The 25295-nt window shown below is 50.2% G+C and carries 25 protein-coding genes, 1 tRNA gene and 2 pseudogenes; 11 read left to right on the top strand and 17 right to left on the bottom strand.

Going from position 1 to position 25295, the window contains the following annotated elements; all coding sequences use genetic code 11:
- Positions 1-7: 7 nt before the first annotated feature.
- Together pykF and WBR25_RS16215 are read left to right on the top strand one after the other, a co-directional pair.
- Positions 8-1420, top strand: a complete 1413-nt coding sequence (gene pykF / locus WBR25_RS16220) for a pyruvate kinase PykF (RefSeq protein WP_479748619.1) — start codon at positions 8-10, stop codon at positions 1418-1420.
- Between the two features lie 548 nt (positions 1421-1968).
- Positions 1969-2379, top strand: coding sequence for a S16 family serine protease (locus WBR25_RS16215; protein ID WP_257726137.1), 411 nt, complete (start codon positions 1969-1971; stop codon positions 2377-2379).
- A 59-nt stretch (positions 2380-2438) separates the two neighbouring features.
- On the opposite strand, the gene WBR25_RS16210 is transcribed toward WBR25_RS16215, so the two are convergent.
- The 8 genes from WBR25_RS16210 to WBR25_RS16175 form a co-directional block, all read right to left on the bottom strand.
- Positions 2439-2783 carry a type IV toxin-antitoxin system YeeU family antitoxin gene (locus WBR25_RS16210; protein WP_082177875.1) on the bottom strand — a complete coding sequence of 115 codons (345 nt, stop codon included), beginning with the start codon at positions 2781-2783 and terminating at the stop codon, positions 2439-2441.
- Between the two features lie 91 nt (positions 2784-2874).
- A complete protein-coding gene (gene radC, locus WBR25_RS16205) occupies positions 2875-3372 on the bottom strand; it encodes a RadC family protein (RefSeq protein ID WP_168176951.1) in 498 nt (165 codons plus the stop codon).
- A gap of 111 nt (positions 3373-3483) precedes the next feature.
- Positions 3484-3741: a hypothetical protein gene (locus WBR25_RS16200; protein ID WP_100654382.1), complete on the bottom strand. Its 258-nt coding sequence runs from the start codon at positions 3739-3741 to the stop codon at positions 3484-3486.
- On the bottom strand, positions 3734-4144 hold the full coding sequence (locus WBR25_RS16195) for a hypothetical protein (protein ID WP_100654381.1): 411 nt from the start codon (positions 4142-4144) through the stop codon (positions 3734-3736). The genes WBR25_RS16200 and WBR25_RS16195 overlap by 8 nt, the downstream gene beginning before the upstream one ends.
- A gap of 9 nt (positions 4145-4153) precedes the next feature.
- A complete protein-coding gene (locus tag WBR25_RS16190; protein WP_100654380.1) occupies positions 4154-4579 on the bottom strand; it encodes a DUF2787 domain-containing protein in 426 nt (141 codons plus the stop codon).
- Positions 4580-4598: 19 nt separating this feature from the next.
- Positions 4599-4946, bottom strand: a complete 348-nt coding sequence (locus tag WBR25_RS16185) for a YkvA family protein (protein WP_100654379.1) — start codon at positions 4944-4946, stop codon at positions 4599-4601.
- Between the two features lie 83 nt (positions 4947-5029).
- Positions 5030-5479, bottom strand: a complete 450-nt coding sequence (locus tag WBR25_RS16180) for a hypothetical protein (RefSeq protein ID WP_100654378.1) — start codon at positions 5477-5479, stop codon at positions 5030-5032.
- Between the two features lie 48 nt (positions 5480-5527).
- Complete coding sequence (locus WBR25_RS16175; protein WP_042658366.1) at positions 5528-5863, bottom strand: hypothetical protein; 336 nt, start codon at positions 5861-5863, stop codon at positions 5528-5530.
- A gap of 207 nt (positions 5864-6070) precedes the next feature.
- On the opposite strand from WBR25_RS16175, the gene WBR25_RS16170 reads away from it, so the two are divergent.
- Positions 6071-6421, top strand: coding sequence for a helix-turn-helix domain-containing protein (locus WBR25_RS16170; protein WP_101530889.1), 351 nt, complete (start codon positions 6071-6073; stop codon positions 6419-6421).
- 11 nt (positions 6422-6432) lie between these two features.
- Here WBR25_RS16170 and WBR25_RS16165 read toward each other — a convergent pair whose 3' ends face one another.
- The 5 genes from WBR25_RS16165 to WBR25_RS16145 form a co-directional block, all read right to left on the bottom strand.
- On the bottom strand, positions 6433-7413 hold the full coding sequence (locus tag WBR25_RS16165) for a recombination directionality factor (protein ID WP_100654376.1): 981 nt from the start codon (positions 7411-7413) through the stop codon (positions 6433-6435).
- Entirely contained in the window at positions 7410-8399 is a 990-nt protein-coding gene (locus WBR25_RS16160) for a YqaJ viral recombinase family nuclease (protein WP_100654375.1), read from the bottom strand. Before WBR25_RS16160 ends, WBR25_RS16165 begins: the two co-directional genes overlap by 4 nt.
- Before the next feature lie 94 nt (positions 8400-8493).
- Positions 8494-9444 (bottom strand): DUF932 domain-containing protein, encoded by a 951-nt coding sequence (locus tag WBR25_RS16155; protein WP_144716201.1) that lies wholly within the window; start codon positions 9442-9444, stop codon positions 8494-8496.
- 430 nt (positions 9445-9874) lie between these two features.
- Positions 9875-9951, bottom strand: a tRNA-Arg gene (locus tag WBR25_RS16150).
- A 3807-nt stretch (positions 9952-13758) separates the two neighbouring features.
- The gene (locus tag WBR25_RS16145; protein ID WP_479748615.1) at positions 13759-14034 is read right to left on the bottom strand and encodes a hypothetical protein; all 276 of its coding nucleotides are present in this window, start codon (positions 14032-14034) and stop codon (positions 13759-13761) included.
- Positions 14035-14448: 414 nt separating this feature from the next.
- On the opposite strand from WBR25_RS16145, the gene WBR25_RS16140 reads away from it, so the two are divergent.
- On the top strand, positions 14449-16359 hold the full coding sequence (locus WBR25_RS16140) for a hypothetical protein (protein WP_257701322.1): 1911 nt from the start codon (positions 14449-14451) through the stop codon (positions 16357-16359).
- Positions 16360-16785: 426 nt separating this feature from the next.
- On the opposite strand, the gene WBR25_RS16135 is transcribed toward WBR25_RS16140, so the two are convergent.
- Complete coding sequence (locus tag WBR25_RS16135) at positions 16786-17163, bottom strand: hypothetical protein (protein WP_144716192.1); 378 nt, start codon at positions 17161-17163, stop codon at positions 16786-16788.
- Positions 17164-17381: 218 nt separating this feature from the next.
- On the opposite strand from WBR25_RS16135, the gene WBR25_RS16130 reads away from it, so the two are divergent.
- The 6 genes and pseudogenes from WBR25_RS16130 to WBR25_RS16105 all read left to right on the top strand — a co-directional run.
- Positions 17382-17789 carry an H-NS family histone-like protein gene (locus tag WBR25_RS16130; RefSeq protein ID WP_040096571.1) on the top strand — a complete coding sequence of 136 codons (408 nt, stop codon included), beginning with the start codon at positions 17382-17384 and terminating at the stop codon, positions 17787-17789.
- A 140-nt stretch (positions 17790-17929) separates the two neighbouring features.
- Positions 17930-18229, top strand: a complete 300-nt coding sequence (locus tag WBR25_RS16125; RefSeq protein ID WP_247824040.1) for a hypothetical protein — start codon at positions 17930-17932, stop codon at positions 18227-18229.
- A 433-nt stretch (positions 18230-18662) separates the two neighbouring features.
- Positions 18663-19079, top strand: a complete 417-nt coding sequence (locus WBR25_RS16120; RefSeq protein ID WP_139474405.1) for a hypothetical protein — start codon at positions 18663-18665, stop codon at positions 19077-19079.
- Positions 19080-19168: 89 nt separating this feature from the next.
- Positions 19169-20425 (top strand): relaxase/mobilization nuclease domain-containing protein, encoded by a 1257-nt coding sequence (locus WBR25_RS16115; protein ID WP_247824041.1) that lies wholly within the window; start codon positions 19169-19171, stop codon positions 20423-20425.
- Positions 20426-20447: 22 nt separating this feature from the next.
- Positions 20448-21158: a hypothetical protein gene (locus WBR25_RS16110; RefSeq protein ID WP_247824042.1), complete on the top strand. Its 711-nt coding sequence runs from the start codon at positions 20448-20450 to the stop codon at positions 21156-21158.
- A 151-nt stretch (positions 21159-21309) separates the two neighbouring features.
- Positions 21310-21486, top strand: a pseudogene (locus WBR25_RS16105) (IS5/IS1182 family transposase); the annotation flags it as partial.
- A 208-nt stretch (positions 21487-21694) separates the two neighbouring features.
- On the opposite strand, the gene WBR25_RS16100 reads toward WBR25_RS16105, so the two are convergent.
- The 3 genes and pseudogenes from WBR25_RS16100 to WBR25_RS16090 form a co-directional block, all read right to left on the bottom strand.
- A complete protein-coding gene (locus WBR25_RS16100; RefSeq protein WP_341276192.1) occupies positions 21695-22585 on the bottom strand; it encodes an MBL fold metallo-hydrolase in 891 nt (296 codons plus the stop codon).
- Between the two features lie 229 nt (positions 22586-22814).
- Positions 22815-23030 carry a winged helix-turn-helix transcriptional regulator gene (locus WBR25_RS16095; RefSeq protein ID WP_345774167.1) on the bottom strand — a complete coding sequence of 72 codons (216 nt, stop codon included), beginning with the start codon at positions 23028-23030 and terminating at the stop codon, positions 22815-22817.
- Positions 23023-24172, bottom strand: a pseudogene (locus WBR25_RS16090) (IS3 family transposase). Before WBR25_RS16090 ends, WBR25_RS16095 begins: the two are co-directional and overlap by 8 nt.
- Positions 24173-24443: 271 nt before the next feature.
- Between WBR25_RS16090 and vapB the strand changes: the two are divergent.
- The gene (vapB, locus tag WBR25_RS16085; protein WP_307773673.1) at positions 24444-24698 is read left to right on the top strand and encodes a type II toxin-antitoxin system VapB family antitoxin; all 255 of its coding nucleotides are present in this window, start codon (positions 24444-24446) and stop codon (positions 24696-24698) included.
- The last annotated feature ends 597 nt before the right edge of the window (positions 24699-25295 follow it).

Raw genomic sequence — 25295 nt, 5'->3', positions numbered from 1 at the left:
GATTGACATGAAAAAGACCAAAATTGTCTGCACCATCGGTCCGAAGACCGAATCCAAAGAAATGCTGGCCAAAATGCTGGACGCCGGCATGAACGTCATGCGCCTGAACTTCTCCCACGGTGACTACGCCGAGCACGGCAGCCGCATCAGCAACCTGCGCGCTGTGATGGCAGAGACCGGCAAGCACGCTGCTATCCTGCTGGACACCAAGGGTCCGGAAATCCGTACCATGAAGCTGGAAGGCGGCAACGACGTCGCGCTGGTCGCTGGCCAGACTTTCACCTTCACCACCGACCAGACCGTGGTTGGCAACAAAGACAAAGTGGCCGTGACCTATGCAGGTTTCGCCAACGATCTGCGCGTCGGCAACCGCATCCTGGTTGATGACGGCCTGATCGGTCTGGACGTTATCGAAATCACCGAGCGCGAAGTTATCTGTAAAGTGCTGAACAACGGTGACCTGGGCGAGAACAAAGGCGTTAACCTGCCGGGCGTCTCCATCAAGCTGCCGGCCCTGGCCGAGAAAGACAAGCGCGACCTGATCTTCGGTTGCGAGCAAGGCGTTGATTTCGTTGCTGCTTCTTTCATCCGTAAGAAAGAAGACGTTCTGGAAATCCGTGAGCACCTGAAAGCCCACGGTGGCGAGAACATCCAGATCATCTCCAAGATCGAAAACCAGGAAGGTCTGGACAACTTCGACGAGATCCTGGCTGTTTCCGACGGCATCATGGTTGCTCGTGGCGACATGGGTGTAGAGATCCCGGTTGAAGAGGTTATCTTCGCCCAGAAGATGATCATCGCCAAGTGCAACAAAGCCCGCAAAGTGGTTATCACTGCCACCCAGATGCTGGACTCCATGATCAAGAACCCGCGTCCGACCCGCGCCGAAGCTGGTGACGTGGCCAACGCCATCCTAGACGGTACCGACGCAGTGATGCTGTCCGGTGAATCCGCCAAGGGTAAGTACCCACTGGAAGCCGTGACCATCATGGCCACCATCTGCGAGCGTACCGATGCCGTGATGCCGTCCAACCTGTCTGCTGCCAACGACAGCAAGAAGCTGCGCATCACCGAAGCCGTATGTAAAGGCGCCGTAGAGACCTCCGAGAAGCTGGACGCCCCGCTGATCGTGGTTGCTACCGAAGGCGGCAAATCTGCCAGAACCATTCGCAAGTACTTCCCGAAAGCCTGGATCCTGGCTATCACCACCAACAAGAAAACTGCTGCCCAGCTGGTTCTGACCAAGGGTGTGGTTGCCCACGTGGTTGACAGCATCGCCTCTACCGACGATTTCTATCGCATCGGTAAAGAAGCCGCGCTGGAAATCGGCATGGGTCTGAAAGGTGACGTGGTTGTGATGGTCTCCGGTGCTCTGGTACCGAGCGGCACAACTAACACCGCCTCCGTGCATATACTCTGAGCGGGAGTCGAGTCTTTTTAGTCCCATACTAGACTTAAACATTCTTAGCTAACTTCTAACTACTCAGAACCCGTGATGCACCATATCACGGGTTCTGTATTTCAAGAGGGGGTACGCATATGTTATAAATATGCGCTATCTTACCGCCTTGATATCACTGCAGAAAACGTGGTTTACCACCTTTCCATCTTCTGCGGGGCACTTCCATTTTACCTATGCTTCTGAAGAGCTCATACATCACAGTCAGTAGCATTTCATCAAATTTGAGCAAATAGTTCAGCACATTATGCAATAGCAGATGACGTTCTTCTAAGTCATCGTGATACACCATGCTAATATCGTATATTCCCTACTCCTCAAACTTATTCCTATACGCATTACAGTTGTAATATGTTCTGGGTGCACTGCTCAGTGATTTCCAGCCTTGGCCTAATCGACGCCAAAGGTTAATATCAGTGACGGCGTATCGTTTGTGGGCACGGATGGCGCCAGATAACGGCAAGCATTAAACCTCAGGCCTAGGTTCCAATACGCCAGCGAAGGAGGCGATCCGGGTCGGTTTCGATTACTTCAAAGGCAACCTGAATCGGGTCAGCGCAACGGCCAAGTTCTCCGAGCATGAGTACCATTTGCATGTGGTCGAGCTACATAACTCCGGCCCCAGCACCAAAACCAGTCTGGCCGCGCTGGTGGCGTTTTGTTCCATTCTGATGGGCAAGGCGGTGCAGGAGCAGATGGTGGTGCTGGGTGACATGACGCTAGGCGGTGTGGTCAATCCGGTTGAGGATTTGGCTGGCAGTCTGCAACTGGCAATGGACAGTGGCGGAAAACGAGTATTACTGCCGATGGCGTCAGCCTCGGATATTCCAACCGTACCGGCGGAGATCTTCTCCAAGTTTCAAATCAGCTTTTATGCTGATCCGGTGGATGCCGTCTACAAGGCATTAGGGGTTCAGTAGTCAGCCAAAAAAAGAAGTCTCAGGTAGGGCGAGCTACATGCTCACCCTCTGCCTCAGATTTATCTTTTCGTGGCTTGAACATTACCGCATTCCTGCCGGTAGACATCCAGATAGAGATATCCGTAGCTGGCTTTGGGATTAGCCAGACATACCCATTCCCCTTGCTGCAACGTCACCAATTTATCTTGGTCACTCAGTAGTTCTCCTTGTTGAAAGAGCTTGCTAAGGCGCTCAATAAAACTCGGTATAACGGTATCAATGTCGGTGAGCCATTGCTCGTCAGCATCGCCATAGACGCCGCAGCGATCCCAAAGCAGGGAAACCCTGCTTCGTTCAACAATTGCACGTGCGCCAAAACGTGGTTGAACTTGGGTGTGTAATCCCCAACTCCCTATGGTTCCCATTTTCTGTGTACTCCTAATGATGGTAAGTCGTTGTAGAGCTCACTGCTGGCCATGCCTTCTTCCTCCATGGGCTACCTGACCGGCGTGGTAGTTACAAATTCCCTCGTTCTGCCAGCGACACCACACCCTCAGTACCGACGACCAGATGCTCCAAAATCCGGATATCCACCAGTGCCAGGGCATTCTGTAGGCGCAGGGTGATCTCGATATCTGCCCGGCTGGGTTCCGGGTATCCCGACGGGTGGTTATGCACCAGCATCAGGGCGGCAGCATTGTGGGGCAGTGCTCGCTTGACGACATCGCGGGGGTAGATGGTCGCAGCGGACAGGGTGCCAAGGAACAGTTCCTCGTAGGCCAGGATCCGGTGTTGGTTATCGAGGAACAGTGCCGCAAAAACTTCTCGATCCCGTGTTTGCAGCAGCCCTTGCAGGGCCTGATGGGCCAAGTGTTTATCGGTAATAGCTTCTCCCTTGGCCAGTTTCTGCCGGGCAACAGCTTGGGCGATGGTGAGCAGGTCATCGTCGGTGACAAGGTCAGTCACCCGGTAGGTGCCGGGTTGCTCCCCGGCGGTGAGTTTTTGATGCAACATGATTAGGCTCCATACGCCATCGCCCCACCGCATTGGACGCGGCAGGCTAGGCGAAGTAGTTGGTTAATGGGTTACTGAATGGGGTGTGACCGCAGGCTTGGCTGGCTGTGTTCAGGCCGCCAAGGTGTGCGGGGTGTAGTCGTGTAGCGGAATGTGGTAACTGGTGGCGAGCATGGTGCCTAACTGGGTTAGCCAGCGGTGATCCGGATGATCGCACAGCCATTGCGCCAGTCTGTCACCCCGTTCGTTTTCATAGCGTAGGTAGATAGCGTAACCGGCCACCGGCTGGCCTTGGTCATGCACTGCTTCAATCTGACCATTGTGCTCAAGATAAGCCTCCAGCTCGATGGCGATCACGGCGTTAATCATCTTCGCTCTCCTTGTCGGCGATGGGGTCACTCTCCAGGACATAGCCGCGATGGGTGCAGATGCGCTGCAGGTCAGCCAGGAAACTTGCCAGTACGCGAGGCCGCTCGGTGAGCGGCACGGGTCCAGCTTGGCAACGCCAGAAACAGCGACGTTTGGGGGCGATGCAGATCTCATCTCTCGGCTGGCTCATGGTGTGCCAGTCCTCGGCATTGCTGATGGTGAGCAGTTGCCACTGCACGCCTGACCAACGGACCTGCAGGGTGACTGTGCGGATGTGTGGACTATCCGGTGTCAGGTGCAGCAGCCATCGCTGACTACTGCGGGTGGGGGTTATCTTGGCGTTGGCGACAACTTGTCCCAACCACTGACGTGAGTAGTGGGAGAGCGCTAATTCTTGGCTCATCGTGTCCTCCTAATCTCCTGCGACCGTGACGCTGAAACACTCCAACCGGCAGTAGGCAATGAAGTTGCTCTGCCAGATATCGAACAGCTCCCGCGCTTCGGCCAGCCGCAGCGGTCCCCAGCCCAGCATGGTGTGTTCCCCATCAAGGAAGTTGAAATCGAGCTCCTTGCTGAGCTCGGCATCCGAGCCCAGCCCTTGATAACTGAAGTCGGTGACGTAATCGAACAGCCAGCCATCGAGCCCACGGATCAGCCGGATCTCGACTGGGTGCACGCCGCCTTGAGCGGCACTGTAGCCGGGGTTACGAAAGTTGAAGGTCAGTTGGGTTAAGCGCTCGATGTCGAGCTCGGTTTTAGCGACTTCTTGGTTGAGCAGAACCAGCAAAGCTTGGGCAACGGGCAGGGCAAAGCCCTCCCGGAAAAAGGGAATGGCCATGGTGTACTCCTTGTGGGGGTTAATCTTGGTCGAACAGCTCGCGCATTTTTTTGGCCACACGGGCACGGATCTGTTCATCAATAAAGGCGGCAATGCTGGCGAGAGCTGCACTCAGTACCGCTATGTCATCGGTGAGTCCCATCGGCAACACATCCGGGATCGCATCAATGGGCGATATAAAGTAGGCCAGCGCACTGTAAATCAGGAGCTTGGCCCAAAGCGGCAGATCATCCTTTTGGCTGGTGTAGTAGAGCAACAGGCAGGTCTCGATAAAGGGCCGACCGGCACGTTTGGCAAAGGCCCAGAGTTTGTGCCAAAAGCCTTGGTGATCGAACGGCTCGCATTCAGGGGGAATGCAGGGGGGCATAGTGCGTCTCCTTCAAGAGTGGGTGAATGGCAGAAATAAAAAGAGGAGGCAAATGCCTCCTCTTGGATGGGAATGGGTGTGACCTATTGGTCCCACATCAAGCAGTCAAACTCGGGGGTATTGGTGGCGGGCAGAACTGATGCCACCTCTTGGGTCGGCAGTGCGAGCTGCTTGCCGTCAGCCGTCAAAATTCTGATCGACTTGGCCTTGCGTAGTTTGCCCCACATGTCGAAGAAATTGTTCTCACCGACACGGGACTCGGTCTCATAGGGCGCATCGTATTGGCTGCCATCGACGACGATGGAGAAAGCCTGCCCAGCATAAGAGCCGTACTCCTTGCCTTGCACGGTGGCCGTCATGCTGACCTTGCGGGTGTCATTACAGGCGATATAGAGGTTGTTTTGCTCGTTGACCACCGCCGTGTATTCGCTGGTGCCCTGACCCCAGCCGCTGCTCCAGCGTCCGGCCTCGCCATACGCCATGGCGTTGCCGCACAGCAGCAGTGCTGTTGAGGTAATGAAGAGTTTTTTCATCCCTGTGACTCCTAAAGGCTCAAGGATTTAGATGAGCCATTAACGTGGTTATTTTTTGTAAAGCACGCTGAGTGAGTTATCCACCAAGTGCTTAACGATTTCATAGTCTGGATTGTAAGTGGCGAGATTATGTGCCGCGATGGTGACGGCAGATGCGATCCCGGCTAGACCGGTAATACCGCCAAAGACACTGGCCCCTGCTGCGGCGATCCGGCCCTTGGTATACACCCGGCATTTCAGCCCGGCAGGTTCGATGCTGTTTTCAAGTTTTGTCACAGCGGCGCTCATACGCCCAGATAGCCCCACGACTTCGAAAGATTTTCGTGCACGGATCAGTGAGGCCAGCTTGTCAGTACCTAGATCTTCATAAGTCAGTCTTTCCATGTTTTGTTTCCTTGGTCGTTTAGTAAAAGGGTCTTATGGAGCCCACCTGTTGCGAGTTGGTCACGCTGGTTTATTGGTTGAGGGCCTCGCATCTGTGTCAAATCAGCGCCAATTGCCGTTTGTGGACTCATTAAGTCTTTAGTCTACCTTTTGAGTCCTTGTCGTCAATGGGTCCATGGTCAACCATAGAGGTTGACTGGAGGACCCATGACAGATATCAACCTTGAGCTGTTAGCCAAGAGCGTTGGCAAGGCGATCAGCCACAAGCGTACTCAAGCCGGATTCACGCAAGAGCATGTGGCTGAACACCTCAATATCGGGATGGAAGCCGTCTCTCGAATGGAGCGGGGAATTGTGGTGCCGACCGTGGTGCGGCTGGCGGAGCTCGCTCAACTGTTTGGTTGTGAGCTAGCCGACTTTCTGCGTGAGACCAGTAACCGCCCGACCGAGCAGGGCATTGTGCTGAGCCAGCAACTGGCTCGGCTCGATGATGCTGACCGAACCCTGTTGCTGGAAACGGTAGAACGGTTGGTGGAGCGGTTGGCGCGTCCCCGCTGATCACCCGCCATTCACTGGGGAGGGGATGGGTTCCCTTTCCCCAATTTGTTGGTGAGTGGACTCCTTCTTGGTTGCGGCCTCTGCGGCGTTCTGGTTGCTTGGCTTTGCGGTGCGGCATGCGAAGTAGTCGCCTCCACACCAGCGTTACCATTCGCCGTCTCGTCGCTGTTGGTTTCGGGATAGAACTCCTCCAGCAGCATCGGTACCTCTTCATCAATATCCTCAAACTGGCCGTTACGCAGCAGCTCACGAGCGGCTTGCTCCATCTGGTCGATTGCAAGGCCTGCCTCCTGGTCACGCTGGGCCGCCTCCTGTGCGAGCCTGACAGCCTCGGTCAGGTTGGTTTCCTCCCGCAAGGTTAAATCCACGTAGTAGACCGGGGTGCGGTAGGACTGGGTGGTGCTCTTGGCCCGCAGCCGTAGAGTGAGCGGCAGATAGCGGGTATGGCCCCCGCTCACAGCCTCCAGGTACTTCAGTCGAGCCGCCAGAGTGCGCACCGAGTTGTAGCCGGTGGTGCGGAAGATAAAGCTACCCAGCTCATCCCCTTGCCCCTCCACAAACAGGTTCAGTCGACCGTACAGCTTGCAGCCCTGTTGCCCTGCAAAGGCGCAGCGCTCTGGTCCAGGGCAGCTGACTTCCTCCATGCCTTGCGCCCCCACTCGTCTCGCCACCTCCCCATTCCCGACACACAACGGCCTGCCGGTTTGACGGTCAAAGGCGCTATATTCCGCCCGCAGATTCAAGTCGCTATCGTTGAACAGCACCCGTACCGGAATGGCGCGGATCTTGGTCTGCTCCTGCCCTTGGCTACTTTTTTGCGATGAGTAGTGTTGATGCAGGGGATGGAGCAACCATCCCCCTTTTTGTTGTATCTGGGTGGTGAGGGTGAAACTGTCGTCCTTCTCCGGTACCCACTTATCTTGTTTTTGCACCAGCTTGCCGATGCAGACCCGCCCGATCACGGGCGGGGTTATCGCCAGTCCTTTGATCATGGTGTTTGCCTCAAGGGTTGAATGGTGAAACGGCGCACGCCGGGCACCGGTTTGACGTAACGGGTGAGCAGGTCGGGATGATCCTGACCGAGCTTATCGAGATCCGGCGCCAGCCGGTCTTTACTGCGTTTCCAGGTGATCTTGCCGTCGGCAAACAGCCCGGCTGTCGCTTCACCCAAAGTGGCTTGCAGCCGCTGTTTGAGTTGTGACTCCTGCAGCTCGACGGCTTCCTTTTGCTCGCGCAATCTCAATAGCTCGCCAAACAGCTGGTTGAACTCGGGGGAATCGGAGAGATCCACCGTCTGGCCATCGTCACGCGGAAACAGCCAGCTCAGGGCATTGGCGGCATCACTGGATCCATCAGGCTCAGGCTGTTGGTCTTGTTGCACCATTTGCCAGAACTGTGCTTCCCGCTCGGTGAGATCCTGGATCTTCTCCTCATCGCGCTCGATGCGGTAAATCCGGAAATCCTGGCCGCCGATGAGCACTGCCACCTCAGCCCAGGCATGGCCGGTGACGGCCAGTTGATGCAGCACCTGACACTGGTAAGCCACCGGCACCCCTTCCTCCCACTGTGGGGCGCTGTGATAGCTGGCGGTCTTGATCTCCAGAATGCCCGGCCCATCGGGATGGCCGATTACCTCCCGGTCGAGGTTGGCGAGCATGAAGGGTTGCTCGGGGTGCTGCAGTACCGCATTGACCCGGCGCACCTTATAGCCGGTGCGTTTGGCGTAGACCTGCGCCAGCACAGGTTCCAGTTCGATACCCCACAGCACAGCTTCCTTGTGAGAGATATCCTCCGGCTCCTTGCGGCCAGTCTTCTCCAACCACAGGCTGAGTGGACATTTGTAGGGGGAGAGCCCCACAGCCACGGCGGCATCGGAAGAACCAATGCCGAGCTTGCGGATAGCGAGCCACTGCTCGCGGGTTAATTGAGTAGTGGAGGCCAGTCGCAGGGCCTGGCCGTATTTGGCTTTTGCTTTCATGACGACTCCTGGTTGACGGCATAAATGGCTACGCCCGGATTGGCTTGCGCCAGTCCGGGTGAGGTCGTTATGCGGCTGAATTGGGAAAGAGGAATTACTGCAGCAGAGTGAGTGCCTGATTCAGGGCTTGGGATTTGAGTTGGGCGCCCTGACCAAACCAGGCGGAATCAAGCCGGTGATCCTGGCTGCGAGCACGGCGATGGTGATCCACGTATTCCGTTACCGCATTGACCAGCCCCCAGGCGGTATTGCGGGAGCTGACAAGTTCTGAGCCCATGCCTGCGCCCTGATAGAGCTCATGCAGCCGTTGTACCGGCTTGGTGAGGATGATGTTCTCCTCATCCAGCGGTTGCGCCAACAGGTCGCTGAAAAAGCGCAGTGCCTCTTCGGGGGCGACGGGCCGCTGTGCCAGCGCCTTGGTCTGTGCCTTGAACTCATCCCAATGGGAGAGCCCCAGCCCGAGCGACTCTTTGACGGTCGCAGCATCGAACTGAGTGGAGTGGGGCACCTTGATGGCTCCGGTAGCGCTGCGCAGTGCCATCTGCAGGGTGTTGTTGCAGACTACTCGCAGCGAGGTGAACTGCGCCGTAGTGCAGAGTGTGCCGTCGCAGCTGGTCGCCAGCAGCAGATAGGACTTTACCAAGTCATTGCCTTTGAGTTTTAGGTCCTGGCCGGTCTTAGCCAGTGCCCACAGCTTGCGGCCACCTTTGAGCGAGCCCGCGGTCTCCAGCTCAAAACCACCGGCTTCCACTAGGTCTTGATAGAAGTGCAGCACCTCGTGAGGCTGTACCACGTTATAGCGACGAGAGACGACGGATAGAGGCTCCAGATTATCAGAGCGGTACAAAACCTTGCTGTCTGAATAAGGGCGAATATGGAGTGCATCGGAGGCGACGTTAAACATTACGTCACTCTGCTCAATAGTCCAATTCATCCCGGCAGCCTGTAGCCATATATCGAGGGACTGTTGCGGGTGCAAAACATTGCCAAGGCCATGCCAAGGGGTTTGGCCGGTATAGGCCATGGTGTCGATCAGGTGAGCCATATCTCCTCCAAGAATTGCGAAATGCAGACATCAGCCTGCTAACTCATGGGGGTGATGTAGGTTTGAAAGATTATTGAATAGGATTCATTTGCCATTAAATGCTCATTATTTCAAGGGGCGTTACAGCATGATGATGTTGTGCAATGAACTGCGCTGGAGGGGTACGGAGAGGGGTACGAGGCCAAAAACGACCAAGGGGTTAGCACCATGATGATGCCAACCCCTTGTTTTATATGGCGCTCCCGACTGGAGTCGAACCAGTGGCCTGTCCCTTAGGAGGGGATGGTTATAAGAGCTTTTGAATAAAAAATATCGTTAAAAAACAATGGTTTAAGTGCATTTTTGGATTTGAATAGCGCTGAAATAGCGCAAAATAATACTTGCAACGCATGCGCAAATGCATTATTGGGGGTGAAATGAGGTTACGAGATGGCGTCCCAGGCAGGATTCGAACCTGCGACCTCGCCCTTAGGAGGGGCGCGCGCTATCCAGCTGTGCCACTGGGACGTGCGCGCATTATATAAAAATACTAATAAAAATAAACAGCTGAGTAGTTTTGCTGTCGGAAAGATTCTTTTTTAGCCTGATTGGGTGCTTGTTGTTCAGATTATTTGGTAGGGAGCCACTACACGGCTAAAAATGATTTTTAGTCCTCGATTGCTTACTCCAATCTGACCTCATCGAGACTTATCTATTGCCCTTTTTGCCATTCATGATATCGATAATTGGATCGCCAGCGGCCACCGAGACCGTTGTCAGCTAACAATCGTCGTCACTGGATGGGCGAGTTTCCATTTCACGATACCTGTAGCAGTTCCGGCCAGCGGGTTCTCTGGTGCAGATCAGCCCGTTGTCAGCCGACAATCGAGCTCGTTAGGGGCGGGATTCCATTTCACGCTACCTGTAGCAGTTGCGGCCAACGGGTTCTCTGGTGCAGATCACCCCTGTTGTCAGCCGACAATCGAGCTTGTTAGGGCGGGATTTCCATTTCACGATACCTGTAGCAGTTCCGGCCAGCGGGTTCTCTGGTGCAGTTCACCCCTGTTGTCAGCCGACAATCGAGCTTGTTAGGGCGGGATTTCCATTTCACGATACCTGTAGCAGTTCCGGCCAGCGGGTTCTCTGGTGCAGATACCCCGTTGTCAGCCGACAATCGAGCTTGTTAGGGCGGGATTTCCATTTCACGATACCTGTAGCAGTTCCGACCAACGGGTTCTCTGGTGCAGATCACCCCGTTGTCAGCCGACAATCGAGCTTGTTAGGGCGGGATTTCCATTTCACGATACCTGTAGCAGTTCCGGCCAGCGGGTTCTCTGGTGCAGTTCACCCCTGTTGTCAGCCGACAATCGAGCTTGTTAGGGCGGGATTTCCATTTCACGATACCTGTAGCAGTTCCGGCCAGCGGGTTCTCTGGTGCAGATACCCCGTTGTCAGCCGACAATCGAGCTTGTTAGGGCGGGATTTCCATTTCACGATACCTGTAGCAGTTCCGACCAACGGGTTCTCTGGTGCAGATCACCCCGTTGTCAGCCGACAATCGAGCTTGTTAGGGCGGGATTTCCATTTCACGATACCTGTAGCAGTTCCGGCCAGCGGGTTCTCTGGTGCAGTTCACCCCTGTTGTCAGCCGACAATCGAGCTTGTTAGGGCGGGATTTCCATTTCACGATACCTGTAGCAGTTCCGTCAGCGGGTTCTCTGGTGCAGTTCACCCCTGTTGTCAGCCGACAATCGAGCTTGTTAGGGCGGGATTTCCATTTCACGATACCTGTAGCAGTTCCGGCCAGCGGGTTCTCTGGTGCAGTTCACCCCTGTTGTCAGCCGACAATCACTGTTTGCCAGGGTCAAAATTCCATTTCACGATACCTGTAGCAGTTCCGAGCAACGGGTTCTCTGGTGCAGATCACCCCGTTGTCAGCCGACAATCGAGCTTGTTAGGGCGGGATTTCCATTTCACGATACCTGTAGCAGTTCCGGCCAGCGGGTTCTCTGGTGCAGTTCACCCCTGTTGTCAGCCGACAATCGAGCTTGTTAGGGCGGGATTTCCATTTCACGATACCTGTAGCAGTTCCGGCCAGCGGGTTCTCTGGTGCAGTTCACCCCTGTTGTCAGCCGACAATCACTGTTTGCCAGGGTCAAAATTCCATTTCACGATACCTGTAGCAGTTCCGAGCAACGGGTTCTCTGGTGCAGATCACCCCGTTGTCAGCCGACAATCGAGCTTGTTAGGGCGGGATTTCCATTTCACGATACCTGTAGCCGTTCCGACCAACGGGTTCTATGGTGCAGATATCCCGTTGTCAGCCGACAATCGCTGTTTGCCAGGGTCATAATTCCATTTCACGATACCTGTAGCAGTTCGGGCCAGCGGATGCTCTGGTGCAGATCACCCAGTTGTCAGCCGACAATCACTGTTTGCCAGGGTCAAAATTCCATTTCACGATACCTGTAGCAGTTCCGAGCAACGGGTTCTCTGGTGCAGATCACCCCGTTGTCAGCCGACAATCGAGCTTGTTAGGGCGGGATTTCCATTTCACGATACCTGTAGCAGTTCCGACCAACGGGTTCTCTGGTGCAGATCACCTCGTTGTCAGCCGACAATCGAGCTTGTTAGGGCGGGATTTCCATTTCACGATACCTGTAGCAGTTCCGGCCAGCGGGTTCTCTGGTGCAGATCAGCCCGTTGTCAGCCGACAATCGAGCTCGTTAGGGGCGGGATTCCATTTCACGCTACCTGTAGCAGTTGCGGCCTGCTGGCACTCCGGCGCAGATCACCTTGTTGTCAGCCGACAATCGAGCTTGTTGGGGCGGAATTTCCATTTCACGATACCTATAGCAGTTCGGGCCAACGGGTTCTCTGGTGCAGATCACCCCGTTGTCAGCCGACAATCGAGCTTGTTAGGGCGGGATTTCCATTTCACGATACCTGTAGCAGTTCCGACCAACGGGTTCTCTGGTGCAGATCACCTCGTTGTCAGCCGACAATCGAGCTTGTTGGGGCGGAATTTCCATTTCACGATACCTGTAGCAGTTCGGGCCAGCGGATGCTCTGGTGCAGATCACCCCGTTGTCAGCCGACAATCGAGCTTGTTGGGGCGGAATTTCTATTTCACGATACCTGTAGCAGTTCGGGCCAGCGGATGCTCTGGTGCAGATCACCTCGTTGTCAGCCGACAATCGAGCTTGTTAGGGCGGGATTTCCATTTCACGATACCTGTAGCAGTTCCGACCAACGGGTTCTCTGGTGCAGATCACCTCGTTGTCAGCCGACAATCGAGCTTGTTAGGGCGGGATTTCCATTTCACGATACCTGTAGCAGTTCCGGCCAGCGGGTTCTCTGGTGCAGATCAGCCCGTTGTCAGCCGACAATCGAGCTCGTTAGGGGCGGGATTCCATTTCACGATACCTATAGCAGTTCGGGCCAACGGGTTCTCTGGTGCAGATCACCCCGTTGTCAGCCGACAATCGAGCTTGTTAGGGCGGGATTTCCATTTCACGATACCTGTAGCAGTTCCGACCAACGGGTTCTCTGGTGCAGATCACCCCGTTGTCAGCCGACAATCGAGCTTGTTAGGGCGGGATTTCCATTTCACGATACCTGTAGCAGTTCCGAGCAACGGGTTCTCTGGTGCAGATCACCTCGTTGTCAGCCGACAATCGAGCTTGTTAGGGCGGGATTTCCATTTCACGATACCTGTAGCAGTTCGGGCCAGCGGATGCTCTGGTGCAGATCACCCAGTTGTCAGCCGACAATCACTGTTTGCCAGGGTCAAAATTCCATTTCACGATACCTGTAGCAGTTCCGGCCAGCGGATGCTCTGGTGCAGATCACCCCGTTGTCAGCCGACAATCGAGCTTGTTAGGGCGGAATTTCCATTTCACGATACCTGTAGCAGTTCGGGCCAGCGGATGCTCTGGTGCAGATCACCCCGTTGTCAGCTGACAATCGCCATCACTGGATGGGCTGGTTTCCATTTCACGATACCGATAATGCGAATTTGCTGGAAAGTGCTGACATCCGGCAGTAAATGAGCGACGTAATCTTGTCATTGAACACCTCAGGTCATGGTGGCGACTGTACCACCTAAAATGGTGTCCGGGATGATTAGACCACTACAAGGGCAAGGTTAAGCCTCTCGTCAACATTTAGCCCTTTTAGCCTATAGGTTTTCGGCACCCGCCAACGTAGTCGCAGTTGGCCAGGGTCAGAGTTCTATTTCACAATACCGATAATCTGATCCCTTGCTGCCACTGAGGTGAAGATCGACTCGTTGTCAGCTGACAATTGCTACGGTGTGCAGAGATGGATTTCTAGTTAAACGGCAAACGAGATCTGAGATCCGTTTGGCATTTCAACATTGAGCTGTAGTTTTCCCCCAGCAGCCTCGACCCAGCGTTTAAGATCCATCAGTGTAACGTCCTGTACTGATGGTGTTTGATCGCAAATCATGGGTTCGGTGCCAGCCTGGGTCAGCATTTCACGCAGTTGGGTGAGATTAATCTCCAGTCGCATTTGCTCTGCTTTTTCCCTGGCCTGAGTGACAACGTCGGGCATTTCTGTGGTCAATATTTCGTCAAGCGTGCGTGCCATGGCTACCTCAAAAGAACTTTCGATGGACTGGGTCCTGACAAAGTCATTTTGCGCTGAACGTAAGTGGCTAAGTTCCGAGCAATATGAATATGATCAGTATCACTTGTGTGGGCTGAGGTGTCTATGCACGGGCTCCAATGGAGCTTTTTTTGTGTTTGCTGCGGCTATGCCGCTAGCAGCTGTACCAGTAGTTGTGGGCTATGCATAAAACCGATAATTCGCTGCTTGATGGCGTGGGTCTGGGATTGTATGGCTACAGCGCTCCTGTTTTGCGAGCTCTATCTGACTATGGGTCAAATTTACTCTACTGCAAATGAGGTATGTGGCTGTTATTAATTACCAAATCCTATTGTGAGTTGCCTAGATACTTGGTATAGCATGACGTATTCACTAGGGTCTCTATGGGGTTGTTAAATGAACAATGTGAAAGATACCGAAGCCGAAAAGGAATGCGTAGATGGTCATGGCGCATTAATTCGAAGCGAAACATCTCTTCTATACAGTGAAAATATAAAGTTACAAGGTTCACAGGGGCATGGGTTTGCAGCAGAAAAAATAAATGACTTGGCTGACCATTTATTGATGAGGGATGCTCAGATTGTCGGTGATGATAACATGAAGGATGGGCCAGATCGGTTGGTTAATGGCACCTATTATCAAACTAAATACTACCAAACTCCCAGCGCAACGGTAAGTGCTGCTATCGAAAATAAACATTGGCGGTACAGAAATCCTGATGGGAAGCCAATGTCGATTGAAGTACCAAGTGATCAATACGATAAAGCCAAATTACTGCTTAATGAGCGAATTTTGAATGGTGAGATTGAGGGGATTCCTCCTGGCTATGATGCGGATAGTTTGATTAAAAAAGGCCACTTCAGCTATGAACAGGCCAAGAAGGTCGTGAAATTCGGCACATTGGAAAGTCTTGCCTTCGACTCGGTGAATGGAATTATTACTTCCAGTTCAACGATGGGTATATCGGCCACCATGGCGTTTGCCAAAGAAATATGGGATGGCAAAGATTACAAGGCGGCATTAAGTTCAGCCATTGACGTCAGTTTAAGCGTCGGCGCAGATACCTATGTGAATTCACTGCTTGTGTCCCAGTTACAAAAGGCTGGAGCTGATAAATTATTTAAAGCTGGTGCAAATGCGATCACCAAGCAACTTGGTTCTGAACTGTCAGCCAAACTAATTAATTCAGTCAGTGGCAGTAGCCTGAGCGGTGCGGCCGCCAAAAATGCTGCCAGTAAGTACCTCCGAGGGACTGCTCTTGGTATTGCGGTCGGCGTGGGTTGGTCATCTAGAAAGCATTTCTCAGACCTGTTCAATGACCGTATATCTGGTGGTCAATTCAGCAAAAAAATAATCACTTCAGCGGGCGAGGCTGTGGGTGGGACGGCTGGTTTTATGTCTGGTGCCTCTACTGGAGCATCATTAGGAAGCGTTATTCCAGTAGTTGGGACGGTAATAGGCGGCGTACTTGGCGGGGTTGTTGGCTCTAGCCTAGGTAGCGGCATTATGCGCTTCCTCGTTTCTGGTGCTATCGACGGAATTGTCGATGATGATTCCCTTGCGCTTAGGCACTACATTCATGATGCTTTCACAGAAATCTGTGATGAGCATGGTCTAACTGATAATGAGGCAGATCTTGTTTTTAAAAAATTCACTGAGTTAGATCAGAATATTGTGATCAAAGACCTCTATAAACGTCAGAAACAAAGTGAACGAGCGGCTATAAACTACGTCTATGAAATAATGCGGGTTAAAGTATTACAGCTGATACAGCAACGTGCTTTTATCCAAGATCCAATTTCTTTCGAACCCTCCGAATTGCCCACTTTGAATAATGAGCAGCCCTTATTAGTTAGCGGCAGCAAGGCTGTAGAAGAAAAAAACTATAATCAGCCCAAAAAAATCATCGACTTTGATGACATATTCTACCCCTATGTTGAATATCTCAGTGAAGGTAAGAGAATTGTCCATGGTATGGACCTCATCGGTACAAAACAAGGAGAAAAGATGGGTGACAAAACCGGTTACTATAACTGTCAGATGCTTTTTGATACCACTTTGTTCAAGAGTGGTAGCTCAGGTTTTGCTGTGCTAGATAATGGTCTTATCTCATATGGACATGCAGGAAGCGATACTGAGGTTTGCTTCCAAGAAATTAAAAAGATAGAGCTCTCCTCTGCAAACTATGTTGATGTAACAATTAACACAGGAGAGGTAATAAGCATGAAGTTTATTCATTCCGAATACCGGAGCAAAATGAAGGTTGTTGTCGATTGTGTTCAGCAATACATCGAGCAGCTTAAATAATGAAACGGACTAAGTGTGTGCTCTAATTGAGCTCAATCTTGCCGAGAGCCTAACTATATAGGACTTCCCGGTAATACCGTGGAAAATCATAGTGTCACTACGGTTGGCCTCAAGTGAGAGTCATTGCTTGGGGCTACCTTGTGGTTCAACATCTCTTTCGGTGCGTATTCCGGCGAAGTGGCACAGCCATTCTGGCCAACGTAAACGCCTTGCTCCTTATCGCACTCACCTCATCCCATTTCTAACATTACCGGGGAACGGGTTCGAGATGAGCTGCTGATACAGACCGTTGTCAGCTGACAATGACTGATGTTGGTCTGCTGAGTTTGATTTCATTTCACCGCAAATGCACTGTTCGAGACCTAGAGGATCTCGATTGTCGTGCCACAACAGCATCATACGAGGGATGATTAGATCGTGGTAGTATTACAGCAGTGTCTCTCGGCAAGCCAGATAATACGTGCTCCACAACTCGCTAGCGGGTCGTCCATGCATCTTGATGCCGATATCTAGCAACAACAGCTCCCACTGCCGTGTATCGCGAAAAGCCATTTCACGAGCCTGTTCGATGCTATGGGCAGAATAGGCACGGAGCAATTTGTCTGATGTCGTCGAAAACAACCTTTCAAAAAAAGCTAGATCTTTTGCAGCCATAACCTGTGAGCGCAGTGTTGTTAGATACATAGTGTCCATTTCTGAATACCGAACTGCATCATCAATAAATTCATCACAAACCTCATATGCAATCTCATGGGATCTCCCATGAGTACTGAGGGCAACGATTAGTAGAATGAGTTGAGTCATCACAAGATCTCTGCTGTCAGTATGAATAAACCAGTCTAGCAGTAACTAATGGAACCTGTGGGGTCTTAACTCAAGTTAGATCGATGTTGAGCGGTTACGCATAACCTCACTATGTGGCTATATAAAAATCAATTATTTTGATGATAAATATTGGCACCAAACTTCAGCTAGGTGATAATGCTAGGCGATAAACAAATAACTTTTTAGGCGTGATATCCATGAACGATTTTATCAAAACACTGTTGAACATTCGTAGTCTCCGGGCCGCTCTGCGTGAACTACCATTCGAACAACTGATCGAGATTAAGACAAAAATTGATGAGGTGTTTGCAGAGCGTGAAGCTGCTGAGCTTCGATATCAGGAAGAAAACGCCGAACGTCTGCGTAAGCTGGCAGAGTTCAGCGAGATGTTGAAAAACGCAGGGATTGACCCCAGCGAACTGGTTGGCAGTGCAGCTCCGTCGAAAGCTGAAGGAAAGGAAAAGGCCAAGCGTGCGCCGCGTCCCGCAAAGTACAAGTATCACGAAGATGGCCAGGAAAAAACCTGGACTGGCCAGGGCCGTATGCCGAAAGCCATCGCTGAGGGCGTTGCTAGCGGAAAGTCCTTAGAGGATTATCTGATCTAATCCACAATTATAGTGGTATTGAAAGCAGCCGTAAGGCTGCTTTTTTATTCATTCGACTATAATAAATTTTGTTTAGGGTGGCATGAGACATTTTTTTTCATGCTATCCGTCCATTACTCTACATGTATAGCGAGTTTTCGATGAAAATAATGACCACAAAAGAGGTTGAGGTTATAGCTGATATTCAGTGTGACGTATGCCATAAAAGCACAACCCCACATATGAACCCAAATTTGTATAATCCTCAGTTTGGAGCCCTGACTGCAAAATGGGGTTATGGTTCGAAACATGATGGTACGGCATATGAGGTGCATCTATGTGAGGAGTGCTTTTTTACTGTGCTGAGTCAGATAAAAAATATGCGTAGAAATGATCATGCGGGTTATGTTGATGATCAATCATTTGGTAGGCTTTTATCTCATAGCCCTGAGCTTATATGACATCATTGGTTCGACCAGTTCTAGAAAAGGTATGTCTGTCATAGGATGAGGGCATGCCTTTTTATATAACTTTAATCAGCCTATGTCATAGTTTTAATTTCACGGAAGAAAATTAAATTCACCATGTATGTCTAGTTAATTTCATATTTTAAATATTAACTTTCGCCAATGCCATTGATAACGTTAGTCGTTAAATTAATAATTTAGCTCAAAAAATTGTTGATATTATATTTAGTGTTTGCAATACTATAATTAGAGTGAGAATTAAATATCACCGAATAATTTAGCTCATTTCTGAATGTGACTTCGTATAAATTTATTGTATATTTTTTGAAAAAACGCTAAACCAGCTATGTTTTAATGTCTATTAAATAGGTTGGTTTGAAAAATAAAACGCATAACACTACTAATAATTATTATAAAGGTGCACGCAATGAACATAAAACCACGCTCAGGTAGACCCCAAAAATCAGCTGGCGAAAAACGCAGCTTAATACTCCGAATCTCATTTAATGAAGCTGAGCAACGTGTTTTAACTAAGCATAGTAAAACCTATGGCATTCCCAAAAAGTCTAGCCTGATTCGGTTTTTGGCTCTCAGGGAACCAGACAGTAATATCTCACCAGATTTTTCATATGATGATCGTGTGAGATTGCTCGAGGGGGTATACAATATATCATCGAATTTAAATCAAATCATTTTGTTGATTAGACAAGCTGAGGTCGGTAGTGACGTTTATAAATTTATTACTGACAGTAGTGATAACTCTCCAGTGATGCAGGCTTTCTCATCTATAAATTCTCTGTTTATAGGAATTGAAAAAGCTCTGATTGGAGTAAAGTTGAAATGAATTTTGAAAAACACAGGTTCGGCCAAAACTTCCAGTACAGACTGTCTTATATTTACCGAGCTATACATATTGGTAGGAAACGAAAATCCATGCCATCACAGGTTTATCATCTCGGTGGTGGTGTAATTAATAGACCAAATATTACATTGAATGAAAGAGGTGAGGTCTCTGATTATGACATCGGGCCACTACTCATGGAGTTGAATATGCAGGCATCATTGTATGCAGGCACAGGAAACCAACTATGTGCACATTATTCACTATCATTAAGCCCCGATGAATCATTAACGCCATATCAATGTCTAGTTGCAGCTAGGCTGCTAATGATTGAACTGGGATATGGTAGCGATACTCGATGGACATCTGTTATACACCGCGATACAAGGTCTCTACATGTACATGTTGTGGCATGTAGAGTAAAACTAGACAGAACCTTAGTTGATGATAGTAATGACTACGCTCGTGGAGTTGACGCTGCTCGAAAAATTGAAATGGAATTGGGATTGTCGATCTGTAAAAGCCCTGAAAAAAATTTCGGTCATGAGTATAGCATAGTAAATATTAAAAATGGCCGTGGTAGAGGGAGCTTTCATGCTATGCATGATCCCGCTTGTATTATCAGGGATGCAATGGACGTGGTTTTTAAAAAACAGCCGAACAACATGACTGAATTTGTCACTGGGTTGCGTGAGCATAATGTAATGGTCAGGGTGAGGAGAGCAGATAATTACGAGCCAAAAGGTATTTGTTATAGTATAGACGGTAAGAAATGGATATCAGGCTCTAAGGTTAAGAGATTGCGGGCTACCTGGTCTAAGCTGCTCGACCAGGGCATTGAATATTCACCTCGGCGAGATGATTTAAATTTGCAATTAGGTGAATCAAATCAATTAATCGAGCTTAAGGTTATACTATTTACTGCATGGATTCGTTGCACTAAAAAACAATATGCCAAGATTAAAAGAACAGTGCAGTCATTTGTGGATAAAAAAACATATGGTTCATCGTCATTCTTTTTCCGGCTTCTAAGATTGGATTTTGTTTTGCTATCAATCGAAGAACCATCGGATAGTTTTATATCAAATGCACGAGCACTGTTGGAAGGCGTTTTGGCTACAATTTTTAGGAAAGGGCTGGAGAGCGTTCATGTAGGATCAAACGCATTGATTCCTGATGGATATGTCCAGGATATCAACTCAGAAAAAGATACTATTGATAAGCCAAACATGTTTTTCTTAGACAGAGACAAACTAAAAAATGAAATTTTGACTAACAATGAATGGATTGCTGATTGGTATGGGGATCCCATATCACACGAACAAACCAAAGAAAAAAACATAAAATAACAATAATAATGAGAGGTGTGGCATGGCTAACATGAGGTTGAATGCAAATCTTAGAACAGTATCATTTAGCAAAACCGTGAGTGTACTGGAAGAGCTGGAGCTCAGTTCAGGTAAATGTGTTCGTAGGTATAGGGCTGTAAATGTTCACCTAGGTACAGTTGATGTGAATTCTGATTTTTCCCTTATAAAAGAGTTAACCGAGGCTGACGTAAAAAATGCAAGGCTTTGGGTCCAAGAGCAGCAACGACTGGTCCAGTATGCTTACATGGAAAATCAGAAAAAAGGACTAATTGGCGGGTGTCCTGTTATCAAACGTAATAAGAGCGACGATGATAAGTATCGAGATCATTATGGGTATATTCCAGATTGCAGGGTTGGTGAATTTATTGGTGTAATCATCAATCAAATCCCACTGTCGTCACCCATACAATCTGTTGAGTCTAACAACTCGTTATATGAAAATATTATTGAGTTGAGAAATAAAGGTCGTTTGTCTGACGTGTTTAAGGATATTTTTAATGCGCTAATTAAAATTCATAAAATAAATCCTTTCACAAAGAATGAATGGTTTTCTCTTTTCTTGGGGGAAAAAGATTGTTTTTACTTGATTACAGCGGCTTCTGGTTATAAACAAAGCATTTTTGAAAAAATGCTTCCACTTAATCATAGAGCAACAATATTGTCGCAGATAAATAAGGCTCTGAAAAATCGAGTTACCAGCAAAACGTGTTGATAGAGGCTGATCCAGGCTTTTACCTGCGGTAATGAAATCACGATAGATATGGGGTTCTATCTAATCTTGCTAGGTATTTATTGGCATTGGTTTGTCGTGTTTTCATTTCACTGGTAAAATGTATGGCCCGTTCTCATTATATTATAGATGATCGGGTTATCAACATCGCTCGCTGGCAGAGACAGCAATGTGTCGGTTCAAGCAGTTGATGGCGGGGAAAATCAGTCTGCGGAAATACAGCGATCAGGTAGGGGAAATGATGGCGTATGAGAGCGCGATAAACAAACTGAACAGCCTTGGTCTGACTGTCGGAAAGCCCCAAATGTAGCGACCATTTGGGGCTGGGGACGGCAGATTTGGGAAGCAACGGCCTCACCTCCTTGAAGGCGAGCACAGCAACATGTATTGCGGACACAGATTAGCCCTAACTGACAGAGACTTGCAGGGTGGGTTATTCAATAACCCACCCCTTAACCGAGCAACGATGCCTTTGCTGAACATCAAAAGCCGTTTCATGCCGCTTTATGTAATTGACATCAGAACGCCAGTGACACTCCGTCTTCCGGGATATCAACGCGGCTCTCGATACCATGCTTCTTGACGTAGGCCCGTAGTTCATCACGGGTCAAGGACATGTGATTAACTGCGTCCATGTGCACCGCAACAATTTTTGCATTCTTCGCAGCCAGTGATGCGCGAAGCACGTCTTCCTCACCCATGATGATTGCACCTTCGTACCCGATCAATTTTGCTTTCCCGGCATTGAGCACGATGACCTCGGGGTCATATGCCTCTATGGCCTTGTCTACTTCTTTGCGCCAGATGGTGTCACCGGCCAAATAGAGGGTCTTATAGCCTTTCGCTTGAAAAACGACGCCCATGGCTTCACCAAGCAGTTTTGCGGGAACGGGATCGGCATACATTTTGTCTGTGCCATGTTGACCACCAGTCTTGGAAATTTGAACGCCACCAAATTCAGCTTCGTCAGTCAGTACGCGAACGTTCTTGAAACCCTGAGCGCGGATCAGCTGTGCATCAGCCTCATGCTGCGCAAACAGCGGAATGTTTTTAGGCAATGCTCTTTGTGCTGCATCGTCCCAGTGGTCAAGGTGGGTATGAGTAACGATGACCGCATCCACTCCTGAGATGATGTTCTCTGCCGACTCGGGTAACTCCACAAGCGGATTGCGGAGGTTGCTGCGATAGGTACCTTCAAACCCAGGGTAAGCGCCCTTTTTAGCCAGCATAGGATCGATCAAGAAGGTAGTGCCTGCGTAAGTGATTTTCACTGTCGCATTACGAACCTGTTGCATTTCAACTTTATGAGTTGAAGTGGAAGCCTGAGTGTCGCTTTCTCCTGCAAACGCCGGGGCGGTGACTGCACCAAAAGCGATAGAGAGTACCAAAGGAAGTGCGTTGAATTTCATGTGATTGGTCCTGTTGATGTTTCGAGGAGGTGATTTTTGCTCAATCTCCATGCGCTAAAAAGTGGCCTAAATGACAACTTTCGATAGGATTGGGCCATCGATGTTCAACCACTGGCTTAATTAGCACTTTACTTAGCGGCTCTTAATGCTCATCGCTTGTGTCGTCGTGAGAGATTTCGGTGGAGGGCTCAAAAAGAGCATTCAGGACTTGCAACGAATTCCATGTCCGTCACCATTGTAATGGTGACTCATTTGACGTGGCATCATCCGGCAAAGAGTACCCCCACTTACCCATTGCCTCAAGAACTCGCAGGCCCTCACCAAGCGGTGTTAGTTCATACACGACCCTTGGAGGTGTCTCAGCATACGCTGTGCGTGTGACGATGCCATGCAGCTCGAACCTTTTGAGTCGGTGCGTTTGAATCGCCCCTGGTTTTCTAGACACTTTGTTGCTGAAAAATAAACTGCCTTTCAAACTCTACCGGCGACAGCCCATCATTGGAACCATGGCGCCTGATTGGGTTGTAAAATATCTCGATATAATCAAACACATCGCTGCGGGCTTCGTCTCTTGTCGCGTAAATCCTGCGCTTGATCCGCTCCCGTTTGAGCAACTGGAAGAAGCTCTCGGCGACCGCGTTGTCGTGACAGTTGCCACGTCGGCTCATGCTGCAACTCAGGTTGTGGGTCTTCAGAAAGTCCTGCCATTCACCACCGGTAAACTGGCTGCTCTGATCCGAATGCACCATTACCGGCTGCTTGGGCTTGCGTCGCCAGACGGCCATCAATAACGCATCAACCGCCAAGTCTGCCGTCATGCGTGACTTCATCGCCCAACCGACGTCTGGCGAGAGAACAGGTCGAGCACCACCGCCAGGTACAACCACCCTTCTTGAGTGCGGATGTAGGTAATGTCAGTCACCCAGGATATGTTGGGAGCTGGCATCTTAAACTGACGTGCCAGCGTGTTTGGGGCAACCTGTGGGCTTTTGCCTCCTCCATAATGCCCCTTGCGGCGTTGATAGCCCGTTTGCGAACGCAGCCCTTCCCGCCTCATTAATTTGGCCATACGGTGCTTGCCGCAGGCTTCCCCTGCGTCACGAAGGTCGCGATGGATTTTGCGATAACCGTAGACAGCACCACTTTCCAGCCAGGATTGCTTGACCAATCCGGTCAGTCGTTCGTCCTCCTGATGGCGTGGCGATGTGGGCTGTTTCAGCCACGCGTAAAAGCCACTTCGGTGAACCCCCAGGGTCTGGCACAGGGTAACGACGCTGTAGCGGTCGAGTCGGGAGGTTATGAATGCGTACCTTTCCTTGACTCGCTGGCAAAGTACGCGGCCTCCTTTAGGATATTGAGCTCCTCGGTGACCTGGCGCAGTTCGGCTTTCAGGCGGCGTATCTCGGCTTGCAAAGCAGACTCTTCGAGCTGCTGGTCAGCAGGCTTACCGTACTGCTTGAGCCAGGCATACAGACTGTGGCCGGATACCCCGAGGGCTCGTGCAACGTCAACCACCGGCCGTCCGCGCTCGGTGATTTGTTTAACGGCTTCGATTTTGAATGTTTCTGGATAACGCTGACGGGTCATAACACCTCCAATAGTTGCCTCATTTTAAGGCTGTGAGGTGTCTAGGGAACTGGGGGCGATTCAGTAGCACTATTGGGATCAGTTATTTAGGAAAGCCGCAAATCACAGGGGACAGAAAAAGCGGCAGCTCTAGAGCGTCCGGGGTTGGATGTGGGATGGCGAACATGGCGGCTCACTGGTTGCTGTTTTTATATACAGTATAGCCGTATTGCATAACGTGTGCATCCGGTGTCAGTTGACATACCGGGCCCATTAGCTATGTTCGGTTCACATGGTATCTGGCTTCATAGGACGCGTGATGGAATCAACAGTTTTTAAGTGTGGTCGTGGCCAGGGGGTTTACCTGCCCGAGGCCGTGGCCCTGCCAGATGAGGTCACGCATGTTGAGATCGTAGTGGTTGGTCGTACTCGCATAATCACACCTGTAGGTGAGTCCTGGGATAGGTGGTTTGATGAGCCTGGTATGAGCGCCGACGTCATGGCCGAACGTGAGCAGCCAACTGCCCAGGAGCGAGAGAAACTCTGAGGTCCAGCAGTGTAACTGAGTTGCATAGCTGAGAGGGATTGTTTTTATATATATAGATAAAGCGTATCCCTCTCACCTGAAAAGGTGAATAGCTATGGCTATCATTCTCGCGTAGCGAGGATTGTTCATAGATCTGTCGGTACTCGCCCCCCAGGCAGGATAGCTCAGTAGCCATTTTTTCTAGGTTGCACCACTGGTCGTGGTGCATGTGATCCAGTTCTGTATCTACAATGCTGGCGATTGGTCTCTCCTCTGTAGTGGTTTCAGCCGCTGCAATTTTGGACAGTATGCGACATGCCGAGAACTGCTCTAGCTGTGCGGCCATAACTACTGCGACGTTCGGAAATTTATCGATAACCTGGTAGTTTAAATAGCCATGTTTCGTCACTAGGAATTAGTGTTTATATATATTCGTTGTAATTCTAGGTGCAATTATTAGGCTTAATAAATAAATCCCACAAAATGTCAATTTATTTTTTTCGTCCTATTGATCTTTGATGGGAATAGTCATATCTTCATCGGCACATAGACAGGTTGGCCTATGTGGATATAACGTATTCTACTGGTTTTGTTGAAATGTTATCTCTGAATTCCTGT

The organism is Aeromonas sp. MTB (assembly GCF_056632455.1).
This window is presented reverse-complemented; position numbering and strand designations above follow the sequence as displayed.

Excerpts from the sequence above, each read along its gene's own strand:
- WBR25_RS16120 (WP_139474405.1), top strand. The coding sequence starts at position 18,663 with ATGAACATAAAACCACGCTCAGGTAGACCCCAAAAATCAGCTGGCGAA.
- WBR25_RS16140 (WP_257701322.1), top strand. The coding sequence starts at position 14,449 with ATGAACAATGTGAAAGATACCGAAGCCGAAAAGGAATGCGTAGATGGT.
- WBR25_RS16195 (WP_100654381.1), bottom strand. The coding sequence starts at position 4,144 with ATGAGCCAAGAATTAGCGCTCTCCCACTACTCACGTCAGTGGTTGGGA.
- pykF (WP_479748619.1), top strand. The coding sequence starts at position 8 with ATGAAAAAGACCAAAATTGTCTGCACCATCGGTCCGAAGACCGAATCC.
- WBR25_RS16180 (WP_100654378.1), bottom strand. The coding sequence starts at position 5,479 with ATGAAAAAACTCTTCATTACCTCAACAGCACTGCTGCTGTGCGGCAAC.
- WBR25_RS16125 (WP_247824040.1), top strand. The coding sequence starts at position 17,930 with ATGAAAATAATGACCACAAAAGAGGTTGAGGTTATAGCTGATATTCAG.
- WBR25_RS16130 (WP_040096571.1), top strand. The coding sequence starts at position 17,382 with ATGAACGATTTTATCAAAACACTGTTGAACATTCGTAGTCTCCGGGCC.
- WBR25_RS16155 (WP_144716201.1), bottom strand. The coding sequence starts at position 9,444 with ATGGCTCACCTGATCGACACCATGGCCTATACCGGCCAAACCCCTTGG.
- radC (WP_168176951.1), bottom strand. The coding sequence starts at position 3,372 with ATGTTGCATCAAAAACTCACCGCCGGGGAGCAACCCGGCACCTACCGG.
- WBR25_RS16160 (WP_100654375.1), bottom strand. The coding sequence starts at position 8,399 with ATGAAAGCAAAAGCCAAATACGGCCAGGCCCTGCGACTGGCCTCCACT.
- WBR25_RS16110 (WP_247824042.1), top strand. The coding sequence starts at position 20,448 with ATGGCTAACATGAGGTTGAATGCAAATCTTAGAACAGTATCATTTAGC.
- WBR25_RS16170 (WP_101530889.1), top strand. The coding sequence starts at position 6,071 with ATGACAGATATCAACCTTGAGCTGTTAGCCAAGAGCGTTGGCAAGGCG.
- WBR25_RS16190 (WP_100654380.1), bottom strand. The coding sequence starts at position 4,579 with ATGGCCATTCCCTTTTTCCGGGAGGGCTTTGCCCTGCCCGTTGCCCAA.
- WBR25_RS16210 (WP_082177875.1), bottom strand. The coding sequence starts at position 2,783 with ATGGGAACCATAGGGAGTTGGGGATTACACACCCAAGTTCAACCACGT.
- WBR25_RS16100 (WP_341276192.1), bottom strand. The coding sequence starts at position 22,585 with ATGAAATTCAACGCACTTCCTTTGGTACTCTCTATCGCTTTTGGTGCA.
- WBR25_RS16200 (WP_100654382.1), bottom strand. The coding sequence starts at position 3,741 with ATGATTAACGCCGTGATCGCCATCGAGCTGGAGGCTTATCTTGAGCAC.
- WBR25_RS16185 (WP_100654379.1), bottom strand. The coding sequence starts at position 4,946 with ATGCCCCCCTGCATTCCCCCTGAATGCGAGCCGTTCGATCACCAAGGC.
- WBR25_RS16115 (WP_247824041.1), top strand. The coding sequence starts at position 19,169 with ATGCCATCACAGGTTTATCATCTCGGTGGTGGTGTAATTAATAGACCA.
- WBR25_RS16135 (WP_144716192.1), bottom strand. The coding sequence starts at position 17,163 with ATGACTCAACTCATTCTACTAATCGTTGCCCTCAGTACTCATGGGAGA.
- vapB (WP_307773673.1), top strand. The coding sequence starts at position 24,444 with ATGGTATCTGGCTTCATAGGACGCGTGATGGAATCAACAGTTTTTAAG.
- WBR25_RS16165 (WP_100654376.1), bottom strand. The coding sequence starts at position 7,413 with ATGATCAAAGGACTGGCGATAACCCCGCCCGTGATCGGGCGGGTCTGC.
- WBR25_RS16175 (WP_042658366.1), bottom strand. The coding sequence starts at position 5,863 with ATGGAAAGACTGACTTATGAAGATCTAGGTACTGACAAGCTGGCCTCA.
- WBR25_RS16145 (WP_479748615.1), bottom strand. The coding sequence starts at position 14,034 with ATGGCACGCACGCTTGACGAAATATTGACCACAGAAATGCCCGACGTT.